Here is a 16,858-nt window from a genome sequence, read left to right as displayed (position 1 = left end):
AACAAGGCTACGCAATACGCAACACGGAATACGTAATGTTCTCAGTGCGCATCGAGCCAGTGGTCGCCCACGCCGATGTCGATCACAACCGGCACGTCGTCGAGGGGCAGTGCGTCGCGCATCTCCGCCTCGACCATCGACCGCACCTCGTCAACCTCGTCTGGCGGCAGCTCAAACACCAGTTCGTCGTGGACCTGGAGCAGCATTTCGGCGTCCCACGTCGCGTCCGCCAGCCGCTCGTGGATGCGATTCATCGCGATCTTGATCATGTCCGCCTGTGTGCCCTGAATCGGCATATTGACGGCGACCCGCTCGGCGGCACTGCGCTGGTTGCTGTTGGAGCTGTCAATGTCCGGCAGGTAGCGACGGCGTCCCAGCATCGTTTGGGCGTAGCCGTTCTCCTGGGCCTGCTCCACGAGCTCGTTCAGCAATCGGGACACGCCCGAATACGACTTTCGATACTGCTTGATGAGGTCGTTGGCCTCGTCGAACGGCATGCGCAGGCGCTGGGCGAGCCCCCAGGGTGAGATGCCGTACGGAATGCCGTAGTTCACCTCTTTCGCCTTGCGGCGCTGGTCGGACGTTACCTCATCCGGATCGATGTCGTACACGCGCGCGGCGGCGTCGGTATGAATGTCGCCCTCCTCGCGGAAGGTCTCGATCATCGCCTCGTCGCCGCTCATGGACGCGAGGATGCGGAGCTCAATCTGGGCATAGTCCGCCGCCATCAATTTCCAGCCGTCGCGCGGTACGAAGGCCCGTCGGATCTCGCGCCCCACCTCGGTGCGAATCGGGATGTTCTGCAGGTTGGGATCGCTGGAGGAAAGCCGTCCGGTCGAGGTCCGCGTCTGGTTGAAACTGGTGTGGATGCGGCCCGTCTCCGGATGCACGAGCTCACCGAGGGCGTCGAGATAGGTACTTTTAATTTTGTAGGTGGAGCGCCAGTCGAGGACGAGCCCCGGAATTTCGTGCTCGGTGGAGAGCTCCTGCAGGACGCTTTCTTTGGTCGACGGATTGCCGGTGGGCGTTTTCGACACCACCGGCAGGTCCAACTTCTCGAACAGAATGACGCCGAGTTGCTGAGGAGAGTTGATGTTAAACTCCTCTCCGGCGAGATCATAAATCTCAGACTCAATCTCACTGAGCTCCGACTCCAGCCGGGACGAGATTTCGTCCAGCACGTCGGTGTCCACCGTGATGCCCACGTGCTCCATCTCTGCGAGGACGCGCACGAGGGGGTACTCCATCTCTTCTGCAATCTCCTGCAGTTCGTCCTCTTCTAAGCGCTCTTCCAGAGCATCCGCTAGGCGAAGCGCGATGTCCGCGTCTTCGCAGGCGTAGGGCGCCGTCTCCTCCACTGCCACGTCGCGCATCGAGATGTCCTCCCCGTCGCCCAAGAGATCGGAGATGGGCACCATCTTGTAGTTGAGCACCGACCGCGCCACGTCGTCGAGGTTGTGGTTCTCCTCCGGCGCCACCAGGTAGTGGGCCACCATGGTGTCGACGAGCGGGCCGCCAACCTCCACGCCGTGCCGCCGCAGTACCAGGAGGTCGTACTTCAGATTGTGGCCGACCTTCGTCGTGTCGGCTTCCAGGAGCGGGCCGAGCATATCGAGCACCGCGTCCGTGCTCATGCCGTCGGGAAGCGGGGTGGGAACGTACACGCCCTGTTCGTCCGCCCAACTGAAGGAAAGCCCGACGAGGGAGGCGTACATCGGGTCGGTGGAGGTCGTCTCCGCGTCGAAGGCATACCGATCGCGCTCCCCCAGCTCGGATACAAACTGCTCCAGCTGCCCCCGATTCTGCACGAAGTCGTAGTCCACCGCGTCGGGGTCGAGCTCCTGCACCTCCTCGTACGGCCCAAAGTCGAATTCGAGGGCCGGATCTTCGGTCGGCTCCTTCGCCTCGTCCTCCGACGACTCGCCGTCAATGCCCATGCGGTCGAGCAGCGACCCGAACTCCAGCTCGTTGAAGAGCGCCCGCAGCTTGTCCTCGTCCGGATTGGCGCGGCGAAGCTGATGCCAGTCCAATCCCACATCCAACTCGGTGCGAATGCGAACGAGCCGCTTGCTGAGCTTTGCCTCCTCGGCGTGCTCCTGCATGCCTTCGCGCGCCCGCTTCCCACTGAGGTCGTCGGCGTGCTCGATCAGGTTTTCGACGGAGTGGTATTCGCGGAGCAGCTTCTGCGCGGTCTTCTCGCCAATGCCGTAGACGCCTGGCACGTTGTCGCTGCTATCGCCCATGAGCGCCAGCATGTCGATGAACTGGACAGGGTCGAGCTCGTGCTCCTCCCGAAACGTCTCGTCGGTCAGAATCTCAAAGTCCTGATCCCCCTTCGCTGGCTTGTAGATGGAGACGTGCTCCGAAAGCAGCTGCTTGAAGTCCTTGTCCGGCGACACAATCACCACGTCGGCCCCGTCGTCTTCCGCCTGCGTCGCAAGGGTCCCGATGACGTCGTCGGCCTCCACGTTCGGCACCTCCAGCACCGGAATGTCCATCGCCTCCACAATCTTCTTGATGAACGGGAGGTTTTCCAGCAGCTCGTCCGGGGGCGGATCGCGGTGGGCCTTATACTCTTCGTAGATCTCCTTGCGGAAGGTGTCCTCCTCCCCCTCGTCGAACACGACCGCGGCGTGCTCAATGTCGTGGTCGTCAATCAGTTTGAGGAGCGAGTTCGTAAATCCGTAGGCCGCCGAGGTATTCTGCCCTTTCGAGTTGATGAGGGGTCGGCTGATGAAGATGTAGTGTGCGCGGTACGCAAGCGACATCGCATCGATGAGGTAGAGGGTCTTCTCCTCTTCCTCAGAGGTCGAAGGAACAGACTCGGGCATTCGATGGAGCGTAGGCTGGGAGCAGTAGTGACGAGAAGAGCTGACTCGGCCGCTTGGAGCCGCCCTCGTTGCACTGAGCGACGGTCTCCGAATGGGGACCTGACGTGTCGGTCTTCAATTCTTCAGTGGGGCCCTAGTTCTTACCGAACCGTGAGAAAGTGTGTGAATCGACGCGCCCTCTTGTCCTTTCAATTTCACCTACGAGGGCGGCTCGCCCCCGGCCCAGATGCTGACGCGCCTCCTCGTCGCGGTTGACATATCCCGGAAACAGATACTGGAGACGCCGGATGCCCCCTACCGTCGCGCAGTGGTGGGCATGAGGTGGGGACGACCTCTCAGAACGCCTTGTGCGATCGTGTAGCGTATGGACACAGCACCAAAAAGTACTCTCCCCAAGAATAACGGTGTGCTCCAGCGGCAGGAAGACAACCGCATAGACGGACTCTCAGGATCATGCAGCGACGTAGAGGGTCGTATTCATTCGCCTCCGTAGACCTTCCGTTTGTCTTCATGACTCTTCTGCTCTTCGACATTGACGGGACGCTCCTTCACGTTACGGGCGGGGTCCGCCCGGCCGTGACCCACGCGGTCGCGAGTGCAACGGGAAAGCGCGCCTCGACCGACGGCGTTCCGTTTTCGGGACGCACTGATCTCGCGATCTTTCACGACGTGCTTGTGGAGAGCGGAATTCCCGACCCCTCCCCCCACCTGGAAGACGTGATCGCCCGATACGCCGAGACTGCCCAAAAGACCATACAGTCACACCACGTGAATCCTCTTCCGGGCGTTGTGGACCTTCTGCCTCGGCTCGCCCGTCGAGAGGACGTGTTCTTAGGCTTGGTCACGGGCAATGTTGAAGCCATTGCGTACCACAAGCTCCGAAGGGCAAATCTGGCCGATTACTTCCCGATCGGCGCTTTTGGAAACGACCACTCCGATCGTACCGAGTTGCCGCCCATGGCGCTCCGGCGCGCTTCTGAGCAGTCCGGGCATTCCTTTTCTGCCGACCGCACGGCAATCATCGGAGACACGCGCCACGACATTCACTGTGCCCAGACGACGGGCGCTCGTTCAGTGGCCGTCTGTACCGGACGATTCTCCCGATCTGAACTGGCTCCTCATACGCCTGACCTTCTCCTCGACACGCTGGCCGACCCTCACCATTTCATTGAACAAGTTCTTGAAATCTGACCCCGTTTCGTCCGGCGACTCGAAAACCGGCACGATCTTTAAGCGAATACCAGGGGGCGTGTCCGACGACATTCTCGGCAGCGACGACCTGCTGTTCCCAACACACTCGGGGGCACGCTTTCGGCCTCCTCCTGAGCCTTCTCCCATACCTTCATGATTTTTGGCTCTGCAACGATGCTCTCTCTCCCCCGTTCGAGAGGTCGAACACAAAGGAGGAAGGGAACGTGTTAATGCATCTTCGACTTGCGTTTCCGAGAGAAGACGGTCCGTGCGAAACGCACTGCCCACCCTTTTCTGCCCTCTTCTCCCCTAGGCCCCAAGAAAAGGGACGTCTCTTACCGTCTGACTCGTTCATTCAATAGAACGGCTGCTCATCGTAATGCTACCGATCTCCGCCCACGGCACGACATTTCCGGGTCGCCGGGATGTAAATCAGGACGACATCTTACATTTTTACCCTTCGTCGGACGCCTTTTTCCTAGGCGTTGCTGACGGAATGGGAGGCGTCGCGGGAGGCCAGATTGCGAGCCAGACTGTTTTGCAGACGGTGGAGTCGGTCCTCCGAGACGAGTTCGAGGACGAGGTCACTCCGGACATGCTCAAGGACATTCTGGAGAACGCCTTCGACGCTGCGCAGGAATCGATTCGCGAAATTACGGAGCAGGATCCCTCGCTCGACGGGATGGGCACCACGCTCACCTGCGTGCTCGGATGCGACAACCAGTTTATTGCCGGAAATCTCGGGGACAGTCGCGTTTACTACCTGACCGACGGCGAGATCAAGCAGGTGACCGAGGACCACTCGTACCTGCGCGAATTCGAAAAAGAGGCTGGAGACGACAACATCGATCCCGAATTTATCGAGCAGTACGGGCACATCATCAACAAGACCCTCGACGGGACGGGGGACGAGCCGGACTTCTTCCCAAAAGATGCTCCGGCCTATTCGCTTTCTGAGCAAGATGGCTTCCTGCTCTGTTCCGACGGCCTCATTGTGGACAAGCTGCAGGACCAGAAACAGCTCTTCAAATCGTACATGCTCGGAACCCCCGACCTGAAGACGGCCGCGGAATCTCTTGTATCCCTCGCGTACTATTCCGGCTCCACAGATAACATCTCTGCCGTCCTTGCGGAGGCCGGCACCCTCGAACGAGAGCTCGGACGCGTGCGGACATATCCCTTCCCCCCTCGTGAAGAAGAGCCTGCATAAAGGACAGGGGAATCAGGCACCTCTTTCCCCGACGTTTGCATTCCCCCGAAGACGGCCATAGGTTTCAAAGGAAGGTCCATGGTCCGGTCATCTATGTAAATTCTCGATGCATCCGCATAGATTGGGGACTCACGGATGCCGTTTCTACACGAGACGGACATCTATCCCGGGTCACGACCATACGTAAACTCGAGCGTAAACGGCCATCTTTCGGAGTATTGTTCTTCCTCACCCGTCTCCGAAGGGTCGTCTCCCCACTGCTCGTCCCCGGATCTAGTGCAGGCCTCGCCGATGCACCTCCTTTTGCCGATGCCCTTTTGTAATCGAATGACCGTTCTTTCTCTCCTCGTTGCCGTCCTGCTGGTCCCTGCGACCCACGCCGGCCCTCTTTCCTCGACCAGTCCTCGGCCAGCTGCTTCCCCTTCCTCTCCTTCGTACTGCGAAGACTTCGCCCAGCGACAGATTAGCCTTGCGGACCGTCTTCTTGAACAATCGAATTTCAGCCGGGCGGTGAAGGTGCTCAATAGCACCGCACAGAACTGTGACCGCGACTTCGTCCGGGAGAAGCTTGCCGAAGTGCTCGGAGAATGGTTCGGGGCCGTCCGACGTCAAGGCTCCGGGGCCCTTCAGCAGTACATCAATGTTCTCTCCAACCAGTCGTACCTTACGTCCGCTCAACGAGACCAACTGAGCGGACGGGTGGAATCGCACGTGCGCAGTCTCATTCAACAAGAGGTTGAAGCCGACGAGTACGACGCTGCCTACCGCTTGTGTCGCTCGTACCCCAAATACGTAGACGAAAATTTCCGGGCCGAATACTACTGTGGAACCTCAGCTTTGGAGGTAGGAGCCCAGCGAACGGCCATGAACGCGTATGCTTGGCTTCTCGCCAACTGGTCTGCCGATCAGTCCCTTGCCACCTGGGAGAACACAGCAAACACCCTGGAGGAGCTCTATTTTCTGAATGGTCGGTTCCGTGAGGCGTACACTCTTGCCCGTGAGATGGCCGCTCGCAACCCAACGCCGAAGGCGATCCTCTCGTCCCTCATCTCGGTTCGTGGTCACTTTCTCTCCCCCCTTCTTCGCATAGGGGCAGCATTTTATGACGACCAGCCTTCGGACACTGCCCTCAATCACGTGGATACGGAGATGCAACGCGTCAGCTTTCCCAACTACGTGAAGGCCTTCTACCTCCTTGCCTCCGATGGCAGCGTCACTCGCGGAATGTACGGCAGCGAAGCCAACCAGCCTAGCGATGCCCTTCTGGAAACGGTCGCTGGGTCAGTTTCCCTTCTGCGATCCTCCGATCAGTCCAACATGGCCTGGTTGGTCAGTCCCGTCGGATCGCGCTATCTGGTTCTTGAGTTCAGCATTGCGACCACAGCCGAGGAGAACGTTCGTCTCGAAACGATCCAAGACAACGTCGACAGTGACGAGCAGTGGAAGAAGCTGTATCAGCTTGAGTTTTCGGAAACGTCTCCCGCCAGCGGAAGTGCGATCGGCACACTTCTCAGCGGAGCCGGGATGGCCTCAGCCGACTTTGAGGTTTTCGACGCCATCTTTGATGATTCGCCGATTTTGACCTACTATTGTATCCAAAACGACTCCGACGGGATCGAAGAATCCTACAACTTCAACCGATCGAATCTCGGATACGGGGAAGGCGAATGGACGCGCACCTCCAACACGCCTGCCTTGTATCACCACGACATCCAGTACAACGGGCAATCGGTGCGTGAGGTCGTATGGCCCAAATTTGTTGACGAAAATTGGACTGGGGTTGTTCGTATCGGCCTCGCTCAAAACTAAGTTGAACGCAAGCCAATCTCCGATGACTTTCCCCATGACTCGGTACGTGAACACATTCACTCCTCCGGTGCGATCTGTAGCCTGGATCTGCTTCCTTTTGATTTTTGGTGCTTGGGGGCTGCAGGCCCAACCCACGATCAAGGAAATCAATGGCAATCCGGGCAAATATCGCGGCCAGAGTGTGACGATCGAAGGCACGGTCGACCGCCAGGTCGATAGTGGCAACGACACGGAGACGAAAAATTATATTCTTCAGGACGATAGTGGGGCGGAAATTCGCGCACGGACGGGCCAGCAACCTCCCGCCCCAGGCGAGCGCTACCGGGTGGAAGGGGTCATCGAAATCAGCCCGTTCAACCGAAAGCCCGTGCTAGACGAGTCCAGCCGGACACAAATCTCGTCCGGCAACCAGAACGGAGACTCCAGCGAGTCGCTTCGGCAGGGCTTCTCAACGATCACCGTTTATCTGATCCTCGGGCTTGGCGTTCTCGTCGTCGTTGTTCTAGGCTACTTCGCGTACGCCAGCCAGGATGATGAGCCCGCTCCGCAAGCCGCTGCTCCTTCGGAGGACGGCTCGGCCGGGACAGACCCACCCTCGTCCGATCTGTCCTCTACGGAGCTTGGGGGCGACGGGGAAGGGGCCGAAACCGGCTTCCCGGAACCCTCTGGGCAGCGCATCAAGTCCGAGTCCAGCAGTTCACAGACCCCGGAAGACGAATCGGAAGGGCCCGAGACGCTGAAATTCAAGGCTCCCCCGAAAACAATGAAGTTTGTGCCGGGTCGCCTTGTGATCGCGGCCGGGCCGGACCAGGGCAAAGAGTTCCGGATTGCGGGACGCCCGACCCCCGAAGGCAATGTGGTCACCATTGGCCGGGCGGAGGTGGAAGGCGAGCGCGCCTTCGCACATATTCAGCTCGGGGATACGTACCGCACGGTGTCTCGTATGCAGGCGGAAATTATTCAGCAGGACCAAACCATTCTGCTGAAGAACACGAGCGAAACCAACCCGACGATGGTGAATGGGGATCAGGTGCCCGAAGGCAATACCGTCGAACTTCAGGACGGCGATATGATCCGGATGGGCGAACTGATGCTCCGCTACGAACGCGACTAGGGAGGTCATTCGCAGCGTCCGTCGGGGCCGGGAGGCGATCTCTGCGTTTCATCGATCGTCCCGCCCGACGGGCGAGGGTCCTCGCTCGCCCTGCCCGGGCACGTCGCGTCTCCCCGTCGGGAAACGGGCAGCAGGGACGTGTAACATGTCCCTCTGCTCTTCACAAGTTGTCCCGAGACGCTGCACCGTCGTTCTCCCGAACCTGGCAATATTATTGCTCATTGTTCGTATGGGGAAGACGATCCCCTATGAGTTCTGCTGTTCGGGTTGGATGTGGTCATAACCTCCCCCTTGTTTCACTCCTACCGGACAGCATCGATCGATGGCCTTTCCATTCCTGCTCCCCGCCGGCCGACGTCCGATCGGACGCAACGCCGTCTTCCAAGCAGGTGCAGTGCACGAATCGCCCCTAGGACATGTCCGAAGCCACAAAGCGTTGTCCGTATTGTCACGAAGAGATCCTGGAAGCTGCCCGCAAGTGCAAACACTGCGGCGAGTGGCTGGAGGATCCTCCTGAAACGACCTCTACGGGAACCGGGACTGGATCACTCTCCTCCAATCCCGAAACTCTCGTTCGGGATGCGATGTCTCCCGAATATAATATTGAAAAGGAACTGGGCCGTGGCGGCATGGCCATCGTCTACAAGGCCGTTCAAGAAAGCCTGGGACGAGAGGTGGCCCTGAAGGTGCTGCCGCAGGGAATGACCCACGACCGGAAGATGCTGGAGCGCTTCCACCGGGAAGCCCAATCAGCGGCCCAACTCAACCATCCCCACATCGTCACCATCTTCGACGAGGGGGAGCTGAACGGCGTTCATTACATGGCGATGGAGTATCTGGAGGGACGCGACCTCCACGAGATCGTCCAGGAGAAAGGACCGGTCTCCCCAGAACAGGCAGTAAGCCTGATCGCCCCCATGGCCGAAGCCCTCGGCTACGCCCACAATCAGGGCACGGTCCACCGCGACGTGAAAAGCTCGAACGTCATGGTGACCGACGTGGGACGCCCCGTGCTCATGGACTTTGGCATTGCCTACGCGGGCTCGGATGCACGTCTCACGCAAACGGGGACGGTACTGGGCACCCCGGAATACATGAGCCCAGAGCAGGCGCGCGGGAACGATGTTGATGCCCGAGGGGACTTGTACAGCCTCGGCGTCGTTCTTTATGAATCGATCACCGGGAAACTCCCTCACACGGGAGGCCACCCCATGAGCGTCGTGTACAAGGTGCTGCACGAATCCTACACGCCTCCCCGTCAGATTGACGACAGCATCCCCGCCTGGTTGGAGCAGGTCATTGCAAAGCTGCTCAAGAAAGATCCCAACGACCGCTACCAAACCGGTCAGGAAGCCGCTGAGGCGCTCCATTCGGAGGACCCGGGCGAAGAGGTCGAAGTCCCCTCTCCATCTTCAGGGGACGGGACGGCCGACGCCGAGGAGCAGGTCTCGATGGATGCCGGCGGAGGACAGGGCGAACCGGCCCAAACCCAGGTGTACCGGCCCGAAGAGGGAGAGGCGGAGCCGAGTCCCGCCGCAATGTCCGAAACGGCGACCGCCACCGAAGAAGAGCAAGAGGCAATGACCCCGTCCCCTTCCACGGAGGATGGAGCCTCTGAGGGACCGCAGCGGCAACGGCTGCACATTGTGCGATCGTTGGAGGGGAATGCCGACTGGGTGAATGCGGTCTCCTTCTCGCCCGATGGACAGTATGCCCTCTCGGGCGCCCCGAACAACACGATTAAGTTGTGGGAGGTCGTCACCGGTCGCGAAATTCAGACGTTTGAGGGCCTCACCGAACAACCAATTTCGGTCGCGCTCTCTCCTGACGGCGATCGTCTCGTCTCTGAAACGTCTGACGGCATCGTTCGCCTGTGGGATGTGGATTCCGGGGACACCGTCCGGACCTTCGAGGAAAATTCCGAAGCGGTACTGGGGGCCACCTTTTCGCCCGACGGGCAGCACGTGCTCTCTGGCGGCGGCGCCTCCGGCACCCTTCATCTCTGGGACGTAGATACGGGCGACCTCGTCCGCCGCTTCGACGAAAACAACGAAGCAATCTTCTCGGTCACCTTCTCGCCGAACGGGGAGTACGTGCTCTCCGGCAGCGGTCAGTCCGGCACCCTTAAGCTCTGGGATGTGGAGACGGGCAGTGTCGTGCGCACCTTCGACGAGGGCGACTGGGACTCCACGTACGTCTTCTCCGTCGCATTCTCGCCGAACGGGGAGTACGCTCTCTCCGGCAGCGACGACATGACGGCCCGGCTGTGGGACGTCGACTCTGGAAAGCTACTTCGCACCTTTGAGGGCCATTCCGGCCTCGTGATTGCCGTCGCCTTCTCCCCGGACGGTCAATACGTTCTGAGTGGGAGCAGCGACATGACCGTCCAACTCTGGAAGGTAGAGGATGGAAATCTCGGCTACGTCTTTGAGGGCGATGCGGAGGGCGTCAACGCCATTGCCTTCTCTCCTGACGGCCGCTACGTTCTCTCTGGAAGTAAGGACGACGACGTGAAGCTCTGGACTCCGTAACCCCCCCAGGACGGACGTCGTCCATCGACAGTGTCCTTTTGCGACCAACGGCTCGGCGCGTCAAGCGCCGAGCTTTTTCTATTGGATGCGTCTGAGCGCCTCGCGCTGCGCCTTCAGTGTGGCGTCGAGCTCGGCTTCGCCGTGACACGTGCCGAAAAAGATGGCCTCAAACTGAGACGGCGGGAGGTAGATGCCTTCCTCCAACATCGCGTGGAAGTACGCGGCGTACTGATCAGTATCGGTTGTCTTGGCCGTCTCCTGGTCTACCACCCGTTGATCGGTAAAGAAGAGACTGGCCATCGCCCCCACCCGATTCGTGGTGAAGTCCAAATCCAGCGCCTCAAGGTTGCGGTGGATGCCCTCTTCGAGGGCTTCTCCGAAGGCCTCCAACTCGTCGTAGATCGTGTCTTTGTTCTCCGCAATCTTCGAGAGCACAGCGTGGCCGGCTCGCATGGCCAACGGATTGCCGCTAAGCGTCCCCGCTTGGTAAACCGGCCCCGTCGGCGAAATGTAGTCCATGATATCCTTCTTGCCCCCATAGGCCCCCACCGGCAGTCCGCCCCCAATAATTTTGCCAAGGCAGGTGAGATCGGGCGTCACCCCGTAGCGCTCCTGTGCTCCCCCCGGCGCAACGCGAAATCCGGTCATGACCTCATCAAAGATGAGAACGATGTCGTGGGCATCGCAGATCTCGCGGAGCCCCTCAAGAAAGCCGGGCTCCGGAGGAATGCATCCCATGTTGCCCGCAATCGGCTCCAGAATGATGCAGGCGACCTCTCCCGCATGTGCCTCTACGAGCTTCTCCACGTGATCCAGATCGTTGAAAGGGGCGAGCAGAGTATCTTTCGCATTGCCCTTCGTTACGCCGGGCGAGTCCGGTTCACTCAACGTCATCGGCCCACTTCCCGCCGCGATCAGGAAGAAGTCGCCGTGGCCATGATAGTTGCCCTCAAACTTGATGATCTTATCCCGCCCAGTGTACCCGCGCGCAAGGCGGGCTGCACTCATGGTCGCCTCCGTACCGGAGTTCACCATGCGCACCTTCTCCACCGACGGCACAAGGTCACACACGAGCTCCGCAACCTCGATTTCCACCTCCGTAGGTGCCCCGAACGAAGTAGACGCCTCCGCCTGCGTCTGCACGGCGTCCACAACATCGGGATGAGCGTGACCGAAAATCATCGGTCCCCAGGACCCCACATAATCGAGATATCGATTCCCGTCGGCGTCCATCAGGTAGGCCCCCTCGGCCTCCTCAATGAAGAGCGGGGTGCCCCCAACGCTGTCAAACGCTCGGGCAGGCGAATTTACGCCCCCGGGGATACATCCTTGGGCGCGATCGTAAAACTGCTTGCTTCGACGGAGATCAATGTTGGACGGAGCAACTTCCATGAATCCTGCGTGGGTTGGTGGATAAATCTCCAAACGTTGCTGACGATGCAAACTTCTCAGTCGTAACGGATGGTCCCGTCCTCTCCCCGAACCGAACCACTCGTTACCAACGCGTCGTCTCTCGTTACATCGGAGTTTGAGGGTCGACGCGCCGATAGAGGGCTCGGATCCGGGCCGGTTCCTCTTCCCCTTCAATTCGGGACGGCTCGCGCGCTTCGGCCAGCCGTGCCTCCTTGCGAAGCTTCTCCAACGTCTCGATAGAAAATGCACTCCCGTTGGAGGTGAGGGAATCGGGATCTTCCTCCGACGGATGCGTCGGCAGGGTCAAGTACAGCCATCCCCCAGGAGCAAGGATGCGTCGGCTTTCCTCCAGGACCGTGCGAAGGGCCTCATCGGTCGACGCGTAGACCTCTGCCCGATCGGCTACGACCCAGTTAAAGGTTTCATCCGGGTACTCGATGGCGTCGAGGGGCGTCACCTGCACGGTGGTCTCCGCCGTGCCCTCTTCTAGCAATTCGCCCACGCGGTCGCGAGTGGCGGCCACGGCATCGTCGCGGGGATCACATGCGTGTACGGGAAACCCAAGTCGCAGGAGCGGCTCGGTGTGACGTCCCTCTCCACATCCGAGATCCAAAATGGAGCTCGACACCGGGACGGCGGCGAGCATTCGCAGCAGGTGGTCGGATGGGGCATTCGGGGCGGCAGATTCCATAGCAGGCCAAGTATTCGTTCGGACAATCGATACGCTCCTCCACGGGAGCGGTCTCCGTCAGGACGACGCCGCAGGCGACTGGGACGATTCCGACGCCACGCGCTCCTCCGGCTCCGTCTGGACGGGACGCTGGTCCGATCCGTCCTCCTCCGTCCAACGCCGGGCCTTCGGATTTCCGTCACAGTGCGGGCACCGCGTCTCGTGCTGATCAGGCGTGTACAGCGGCCGTTCCTCCAGAGGCCGAAGCGGATAGTCCTGCGAAAGGCCATCGCCGCCAATGCGGAGCTGATCCACGTCGACGGGCAGTTCCAACTGAGCCACCGCGGCCTCGCCGAGGGCCTCAATGAAGAGCGGATGGGTGTTCAGCCCAGACGTGACCTCGTAGTGCGTGATTCCGGCCGCCTCGGCCTGCTCTCGCACCCGAATGTCAAGGTCATAGCTGGTCTCCACGTGATCCGTCACGAACGTCACAGGCACTACGAGAATCGCATCCGCCCCGTCCTGGGCAAGATCGTTCAGCTTATCGGGAGTCGTGGGGGTGAGCCAACGCGTAAGCCCAATCTTGCTCTGGAACGCCGTATGATAGGGCCGGTCGCGCCCCCGATGGTTCATGACCTCCTCCACGGTGGTGTGAACGAGACAGCAGTACGGATCCTCCCGCCGGTTGCGGTCGCGCATCGGAATGCCGTGCGCACTGAAGAGAAGCTGTACGTCTTCTCGTCGATTACGGGCAAAGCGCTGCAGTCCTTCGTCGATACGTTCGGACAGGGCCTGCACATACTTCGGGTTTGCCGCGTACTCAACGACCGACGTCGTCGGCCACGACGGAATTTCGTCTGCCTCATCGAGCGCGTGCCAGTAGGCAAGCGACGAGCCGCTGGTCGACATTGCGTACTGCGGATAGAGGGGCAACAGCACCACCTGATCGACACCATCCGCCTCCATCTGGGCAGCGGCCTCTTCGCTGAAGGGGTGCCAATACCGCATCGCTGCATAGGTACGAAAGTCGATCCCGGTGGGATCGCCAAAATGGTCATTCAGGTGGGTCTCCAGGTCCTGTGCCTGCTCCTGGGTCAGTCGGGTAAGGGGAGAGCCCCCGCCAATCAATTCATAATCGTCCTTGACGGCATCGGCCCGATACCAGGCAAGGGCCCGGCACACCCATCGACGCAGGTACCCTCCTACAGGAAGGTCCAGAAGGGCTGGGTCCATGAGCAGGTTGTAGAGAAACGGCTCGACGTCGTCAAGGGTCTCCGGCCCTCCATGGTTCATCAAAACGACGCCCACGCGGTCCCCCTCCTCAACCTCAAGCGGGGCCGACGGATAGTAGCCACCGCGCATGCCCCGGTCATCGAATTCGTACCGGCGCAAAAAGTCTAAGGGAGTCATGAGGCACGGAGCCCGGAATGAGAGAAAACTGCTCCGAGAAATGTTACGGAATTATGCGGAAATGGGCGTTTCTCAGTTCCTCCCGTGGGTTGAACTTTGCCGAAAAGCTGCCCGAAGATCTGGGGGATTTATTCCGTCCCGTCGGGAACGTCGGCGGCCGAAAGTTCCAACCAATCTCGCGGTTCGAAATACCAGAGCGCTCGGGCCTCCGGGGAGCCTGACTCCGGCTGGTAATCGTACGTCCACTGCACATGCGGCGGCAAGCTCATGAGAATGCTCTCCGTGCGCCCGTCCGTTTCAAGGCCGAATTTCGTCCCCCGATCATAGACCAAATTAAATTCAACGTATCGCCCCCGTCGGATGAGTTGAAACCGACGCTCACGCTCTCCCCACTCTTCTGTCCTCCGACGCTCTACGATGGGCAGGTACGACCGGAGAAAGGAGCGTCCGGCTTCCCGCGTAAAGAAGAACGTGCCCTCCGGATCGTCGCGCAGGTAGTCGTAGAAGATGCCCCCGACGCCTCGCGCTTCATTTCGATGATCGACGTAGAAGTAATCGTCGCACTCCTGTTTGAAGGCCTCATAGTCGGCCACTCCGTCATGGCGATCACAGACCTCCTTCCACACGCGGTGAAAGTGCTGCGCATCTTCGAGGCGGGGATAATACGGCGTGAGGTCGGCCCCACCGCCGAACCACTGATCTTCGGGGGCCAACAGATCCTCTCCGAGGGCGAAGTAGCGAAAGTTCGCGTGCACGGTGGGCACATACGGCGACCGGGGGTGAATCACGAGCGACAGACCGGTTGCAAAGAAGGGCTTCGCATCAACCTCAAAGGCCTCTGCCATTCGGTCTGGAAGTGGGCCGTGTACAGCAGACGTGTTCACGCCCGCCTTCTCGAAGACCTCTCCGTCCTCAATGACCGCCGTAATACCACCCCCTCCCTCCTCACGCTCCCATCGGTCGACTGTAAACGAAGTCGAGTCCTCCAGGGCCTCCATCTTCTTGGTAATGCGAATCTGGAGCGCTTCAACAAACCGCTTCATGCGATGGGCCATGGGGATATCCTCGCGTGGCTCATCACGGAGGGTGTCAACACGATCAAAGCTGTCGCCCATAGGGTCTCGGATGGGGTTGATAAACGAGAAACGAGTGTACTATTTGGACTGCAGCAGCGGACAGGCGTTCGTTGAATCCCGGGCGTCGGTGAAACTGGGCTATTTTTTCACTCGCGGGGCCGCGCCTGGAGAAATAGGCGATCGATAGCGGCCCGCATGTCTTCGGTCAGCACCGACGACCAGACGTCGGGGACGGGCGCAACGAACGTTTCTCGACGCGGATGCTCCGGATGATCGAGACGCAGAATGGCGTGATGGAGCACAATCTCGCCCGTTCGCCATAACGTTTCGGCTCCGTACCGTTCATCCCCTACGACAGGGTGATTGCGCTCGGCGGCCTGGAGACGAATCTGGTGCGGTCGCCCGGTTTTCAGTTGAAGACGCAGCAGCGTGCGGTCGGATTCAGTGTGAAGGGTCTGCCAGTCGAGCACGGCTCGCTTGCCCTCCGGGTGGTCCGGAGACACGATCTGCGGCTGACGGTTGATCTTCGCAATGTAGTCCGTCCACGACCCAATGCCGCGAAGCGTCCCCTCTACTACCGCCAGGTAGGTCTTCTGCACCGTCCGCTCCCGGAATTGTCTGCTCAGCGCGCGGGCCGCTGCCGAGGTGCGCGCAAGAACCATGATGCCCGACGTGGGCCGGTCGAGCCGATGCACGAGTCCAAGAAAGGGATCGCTCTCCCCCTGCTCCCGAAGATGACGTTTCCCAAGCGTCAAAACGTCGACATCTCCCGTTCGAGTTGGCTGTGCGAGAAGCCCCGACGGCTTCTGGACAACCAACAACTGTGCATCTTTGTACAATAAAGTCATGGTGAGACTGCACTACATGTGACATAAGGGTCCCCAGGCCACCCCGAGACTGGACTGCTCCAACGGCAGCCCCCCCTGGGTCGATTCTCCCACCGGACTTCCTCCAACGGCGCTTGACTCATCGGTCTGTCCCTTCCACCTTATAGGGTCGTTGCCGATTGTCCGTATTCTCCGAACCTCCAGCCCCCTTCTTGATGAAACGCCTCCTTCCTGCTCTACTCACACTCGCGCTGTGCTCGGCCCTCTTTCTTCCTTCTTCCCTCGTCGCACAAACACAGGGCGTGGGCCTGGGCGCCTCGATTGGGGTCAGCAACGGCCCGTCCAGCTTTGATCGAAATCCCGTTGGCTTCAACATGAAAGCGTGGCTCTCCGAGCGGCAGGCGGTGTCGGGAATGACCTCCTTTTTCATTGGCGGAACGGACGCGGCCGCCCCCTCCTACTGGGTCTTGCAGGGCGATTACCTCTTTCACAACTTCAATCAACTGAACGTCGGTGAAGGCTACCTCGCTCTCTACCTCGGCGCGGGGGGACAATTTACGGTCTTTGAGGACACTCGCAATCAGTTCTCCCTCCGGGCTCCCCTCGGCGTCACGTATCTTCTGGGGTCGTCGCCGATTGATTTGTTCGTCGAAGTCGCCCCGACCCTGCGGATCACGGACCCGGCCTCTCTCCGATTTGATGGTGCAATTGGCTTCCGTTACTACTTTAACGGGGGATCCAGCTCGTCAAGTGGCAGCTCGGGGTCCTCTCAATAA

Annotated in this window: 12 protein-coding genes; 6 read left to right on the top strand and 6 right to left on the bottom strand. The window is 60.0% G+C overall.

The genetic code is table 11. The annotated features are described in order from the left end of the window. Positions 1 to 41: 41 nt before the first annotated feature. Positions 42 to 2,831 carry a DNA polymerase I gene (polA, locus tag BSZ35_RS15230; RefSeq protein ID WP_105013242.1) on the bottom strand — a complete coding sequence of 930 codons (2,790 nt, stop codon included), beginning with the start codon at positions 2,829 to 2,831 and terminating at the stop codon, positions 42 to 44. A 510-nt stretch (positions 2,832 to 3,341) separates the two neighbouring features. Between polA and BSZ35_RS15225 the strand changes: the two genes are divergently transcribed. The 5 genes from BSZ35_RS15225 (at position 3,342) to BSZ35_RS15205 (ending at position 10,686) form a co-directional block, all read left to right on the top strand. After that, the gene (locus BSZ35_RS15225) at positions 3,342 to 4,022 is read left to right on the top strand and encodes an HAD family hydrolase (protein ID WP_105013241.1); all 681 of its coding nucleotides are present in this window, start codon (positions 3,342 to 3,344) and stop codon (positions 4,020 to 4,022) included. Positions 4,023 to 4,401: 379 nt separating this feature from the next. Next, entirely contained in the window at positions 4,402 to 5,232 is an 831-nt protein-coding gene (locus tag BSZ35_RS15220) for a protein phosphatase 2C domain-containing protein (RefSeq protein WP_105013240.1), read from the top strand. Positions 5,233 to 5,559: 327 nt separating this feature from the next. Further along, positions 5,560 to 7,041 carry a hypothetical protein gene (locus BSZ35_RS15215; RefSeq protein ID WP_105013239.1) on the top strand — a complete coding sequence of 494 codons (1,482 nt, stop codon included), beginning with the start codon at positions 5,560 to 5,562 and terminating at the stop codon, positions 7,039 to 7,041. Positions 7,042 to 7,108: 67 nt separating this feature from the next. Next, positions 7,109 to 8,155, top strand: a complete 1,047-nt coding sequence (locus BSZ35_RS15210; RefSeq protein ID WP_181149371.1) for an FHA domain-containing protein — start codon at positions 7,109 to 7,111, stop codon at positions 8,153 to 8,155. A gap of 416 nt (positions 8,156 to 8,571) precedes the next feature. After that, a complete protein-coding gene (locus BSZ35_RS15205) occupies positions 8,572 to 10,686 on the top strand; it encodes a serine/threonine-protein kinase (RefSeq protein ID WP_105013237.1) in 2,115 nt (704 codons plus the stop codon). A 78-nt stretch (positions 10,687 to 10,764) separates the two neighbouring features. On the opposite strand, the gene hemL is transcribed toward BSZ35_RS15205, so the two are convergent. The 5 genes from hemL to BSZ35_RS15180 form a co-directional block, all read right to left on the bottom strand. Beyond that, positions 10,765 to 12,078, bottom strand: coding sequence for a glutamate-1-semialdehyde 2,1-aminomutase (gene hemL, locus BSZ35_RS15200; protein WP_105013236.1), 1,314 nt, complete (start codon positions 12,076 to 12,078; stop codon positions 10,765 to 10,767). Positions 12,079 to 12,202: 124 nt separating this feature from the next. Next, positions 12,203 to 12,790, bottom strand: a complete 588-nt coding sequence (locus BSZ35_RS15195) for a class I SAM-dependent methyltransferase (RefSeq protein WP_105013235.1) — start codon at positions 12,788 to 12,790, stop codon at positions 12,203 to 12,205. A gap of 57 nt (positions 12,791 to 12,847) precedes the next feature. Then, positions 12,848 to 14,179 carry a ferrochelatase gene (hemH, locus tag BSZ35_RS15190; protein ID WP_105013234.1) on the bottom strand — a complete coding sequence of 444 codons (1,332 nt, stop codon included), beginning with the start codon at positions 14,177 to 14,179 and terminating at the stop codon, positions 12,848 to 12,850. 128 nt (positions 14,180 to 14,307) lie between these two features. Further along, positions 14,308 to 15,294 carry an oxygen-dependent coproporphyrinogen oxidase gene (hemF, locus tag BSZ35_RS15185; protein ID WP_105013233.1) on the bottom strand — a complete coding sequence of 329 codons (987 nt, stop codon included), beginning with the start codon at positions 15,292 to 15,294 and terminating at the stop codon, positions 14,308 to 14,310. 107 nt (positions 15,295 to 15,401) lie between these two features. Continuing rightward, positions 15,402 to 16,103 carry an RNA pseudouridine synthase gene (locus BSZ35_RS15180; protein WP_105013232.1) on the bottom strand — a complete coding sequence of 234 codons (702 nt, stop codon included), beginning with the start codon at positions 16,101 to 16,103 and terminating at the stop codon, positions 15,402 to 15,404. Positions 16,104 to 16,297: 194 nt separating this feature from the next. Between BSZ35_RS15180 and BSZ35_RS15175 the strand changes: the two genes are divergently transcribed. Further along, entirely contained in the window at positions 16,298 to 16,858 is a 561-nt protein-coding gene (locus tag BSZ35_RS15175) for a hypothetical protein (RefSeq protein WP_105013231.1), read from the top strand.

The organism is Salinibacter sp. 10B (assembly GCF_002954405.1).
In the GTDB taxonomy this organism is placed as follows: domain Bacteria; phylum Bacteroidota; class Rhodothermia; order Rhodothermales; family Salinibacteraceae; genus Salinibacter.
The sequence above is the reverse complement of the archived record's forward strand: the minus strand, read 5'-3'. Positions and strand labels throughout refer to the sequence as shown.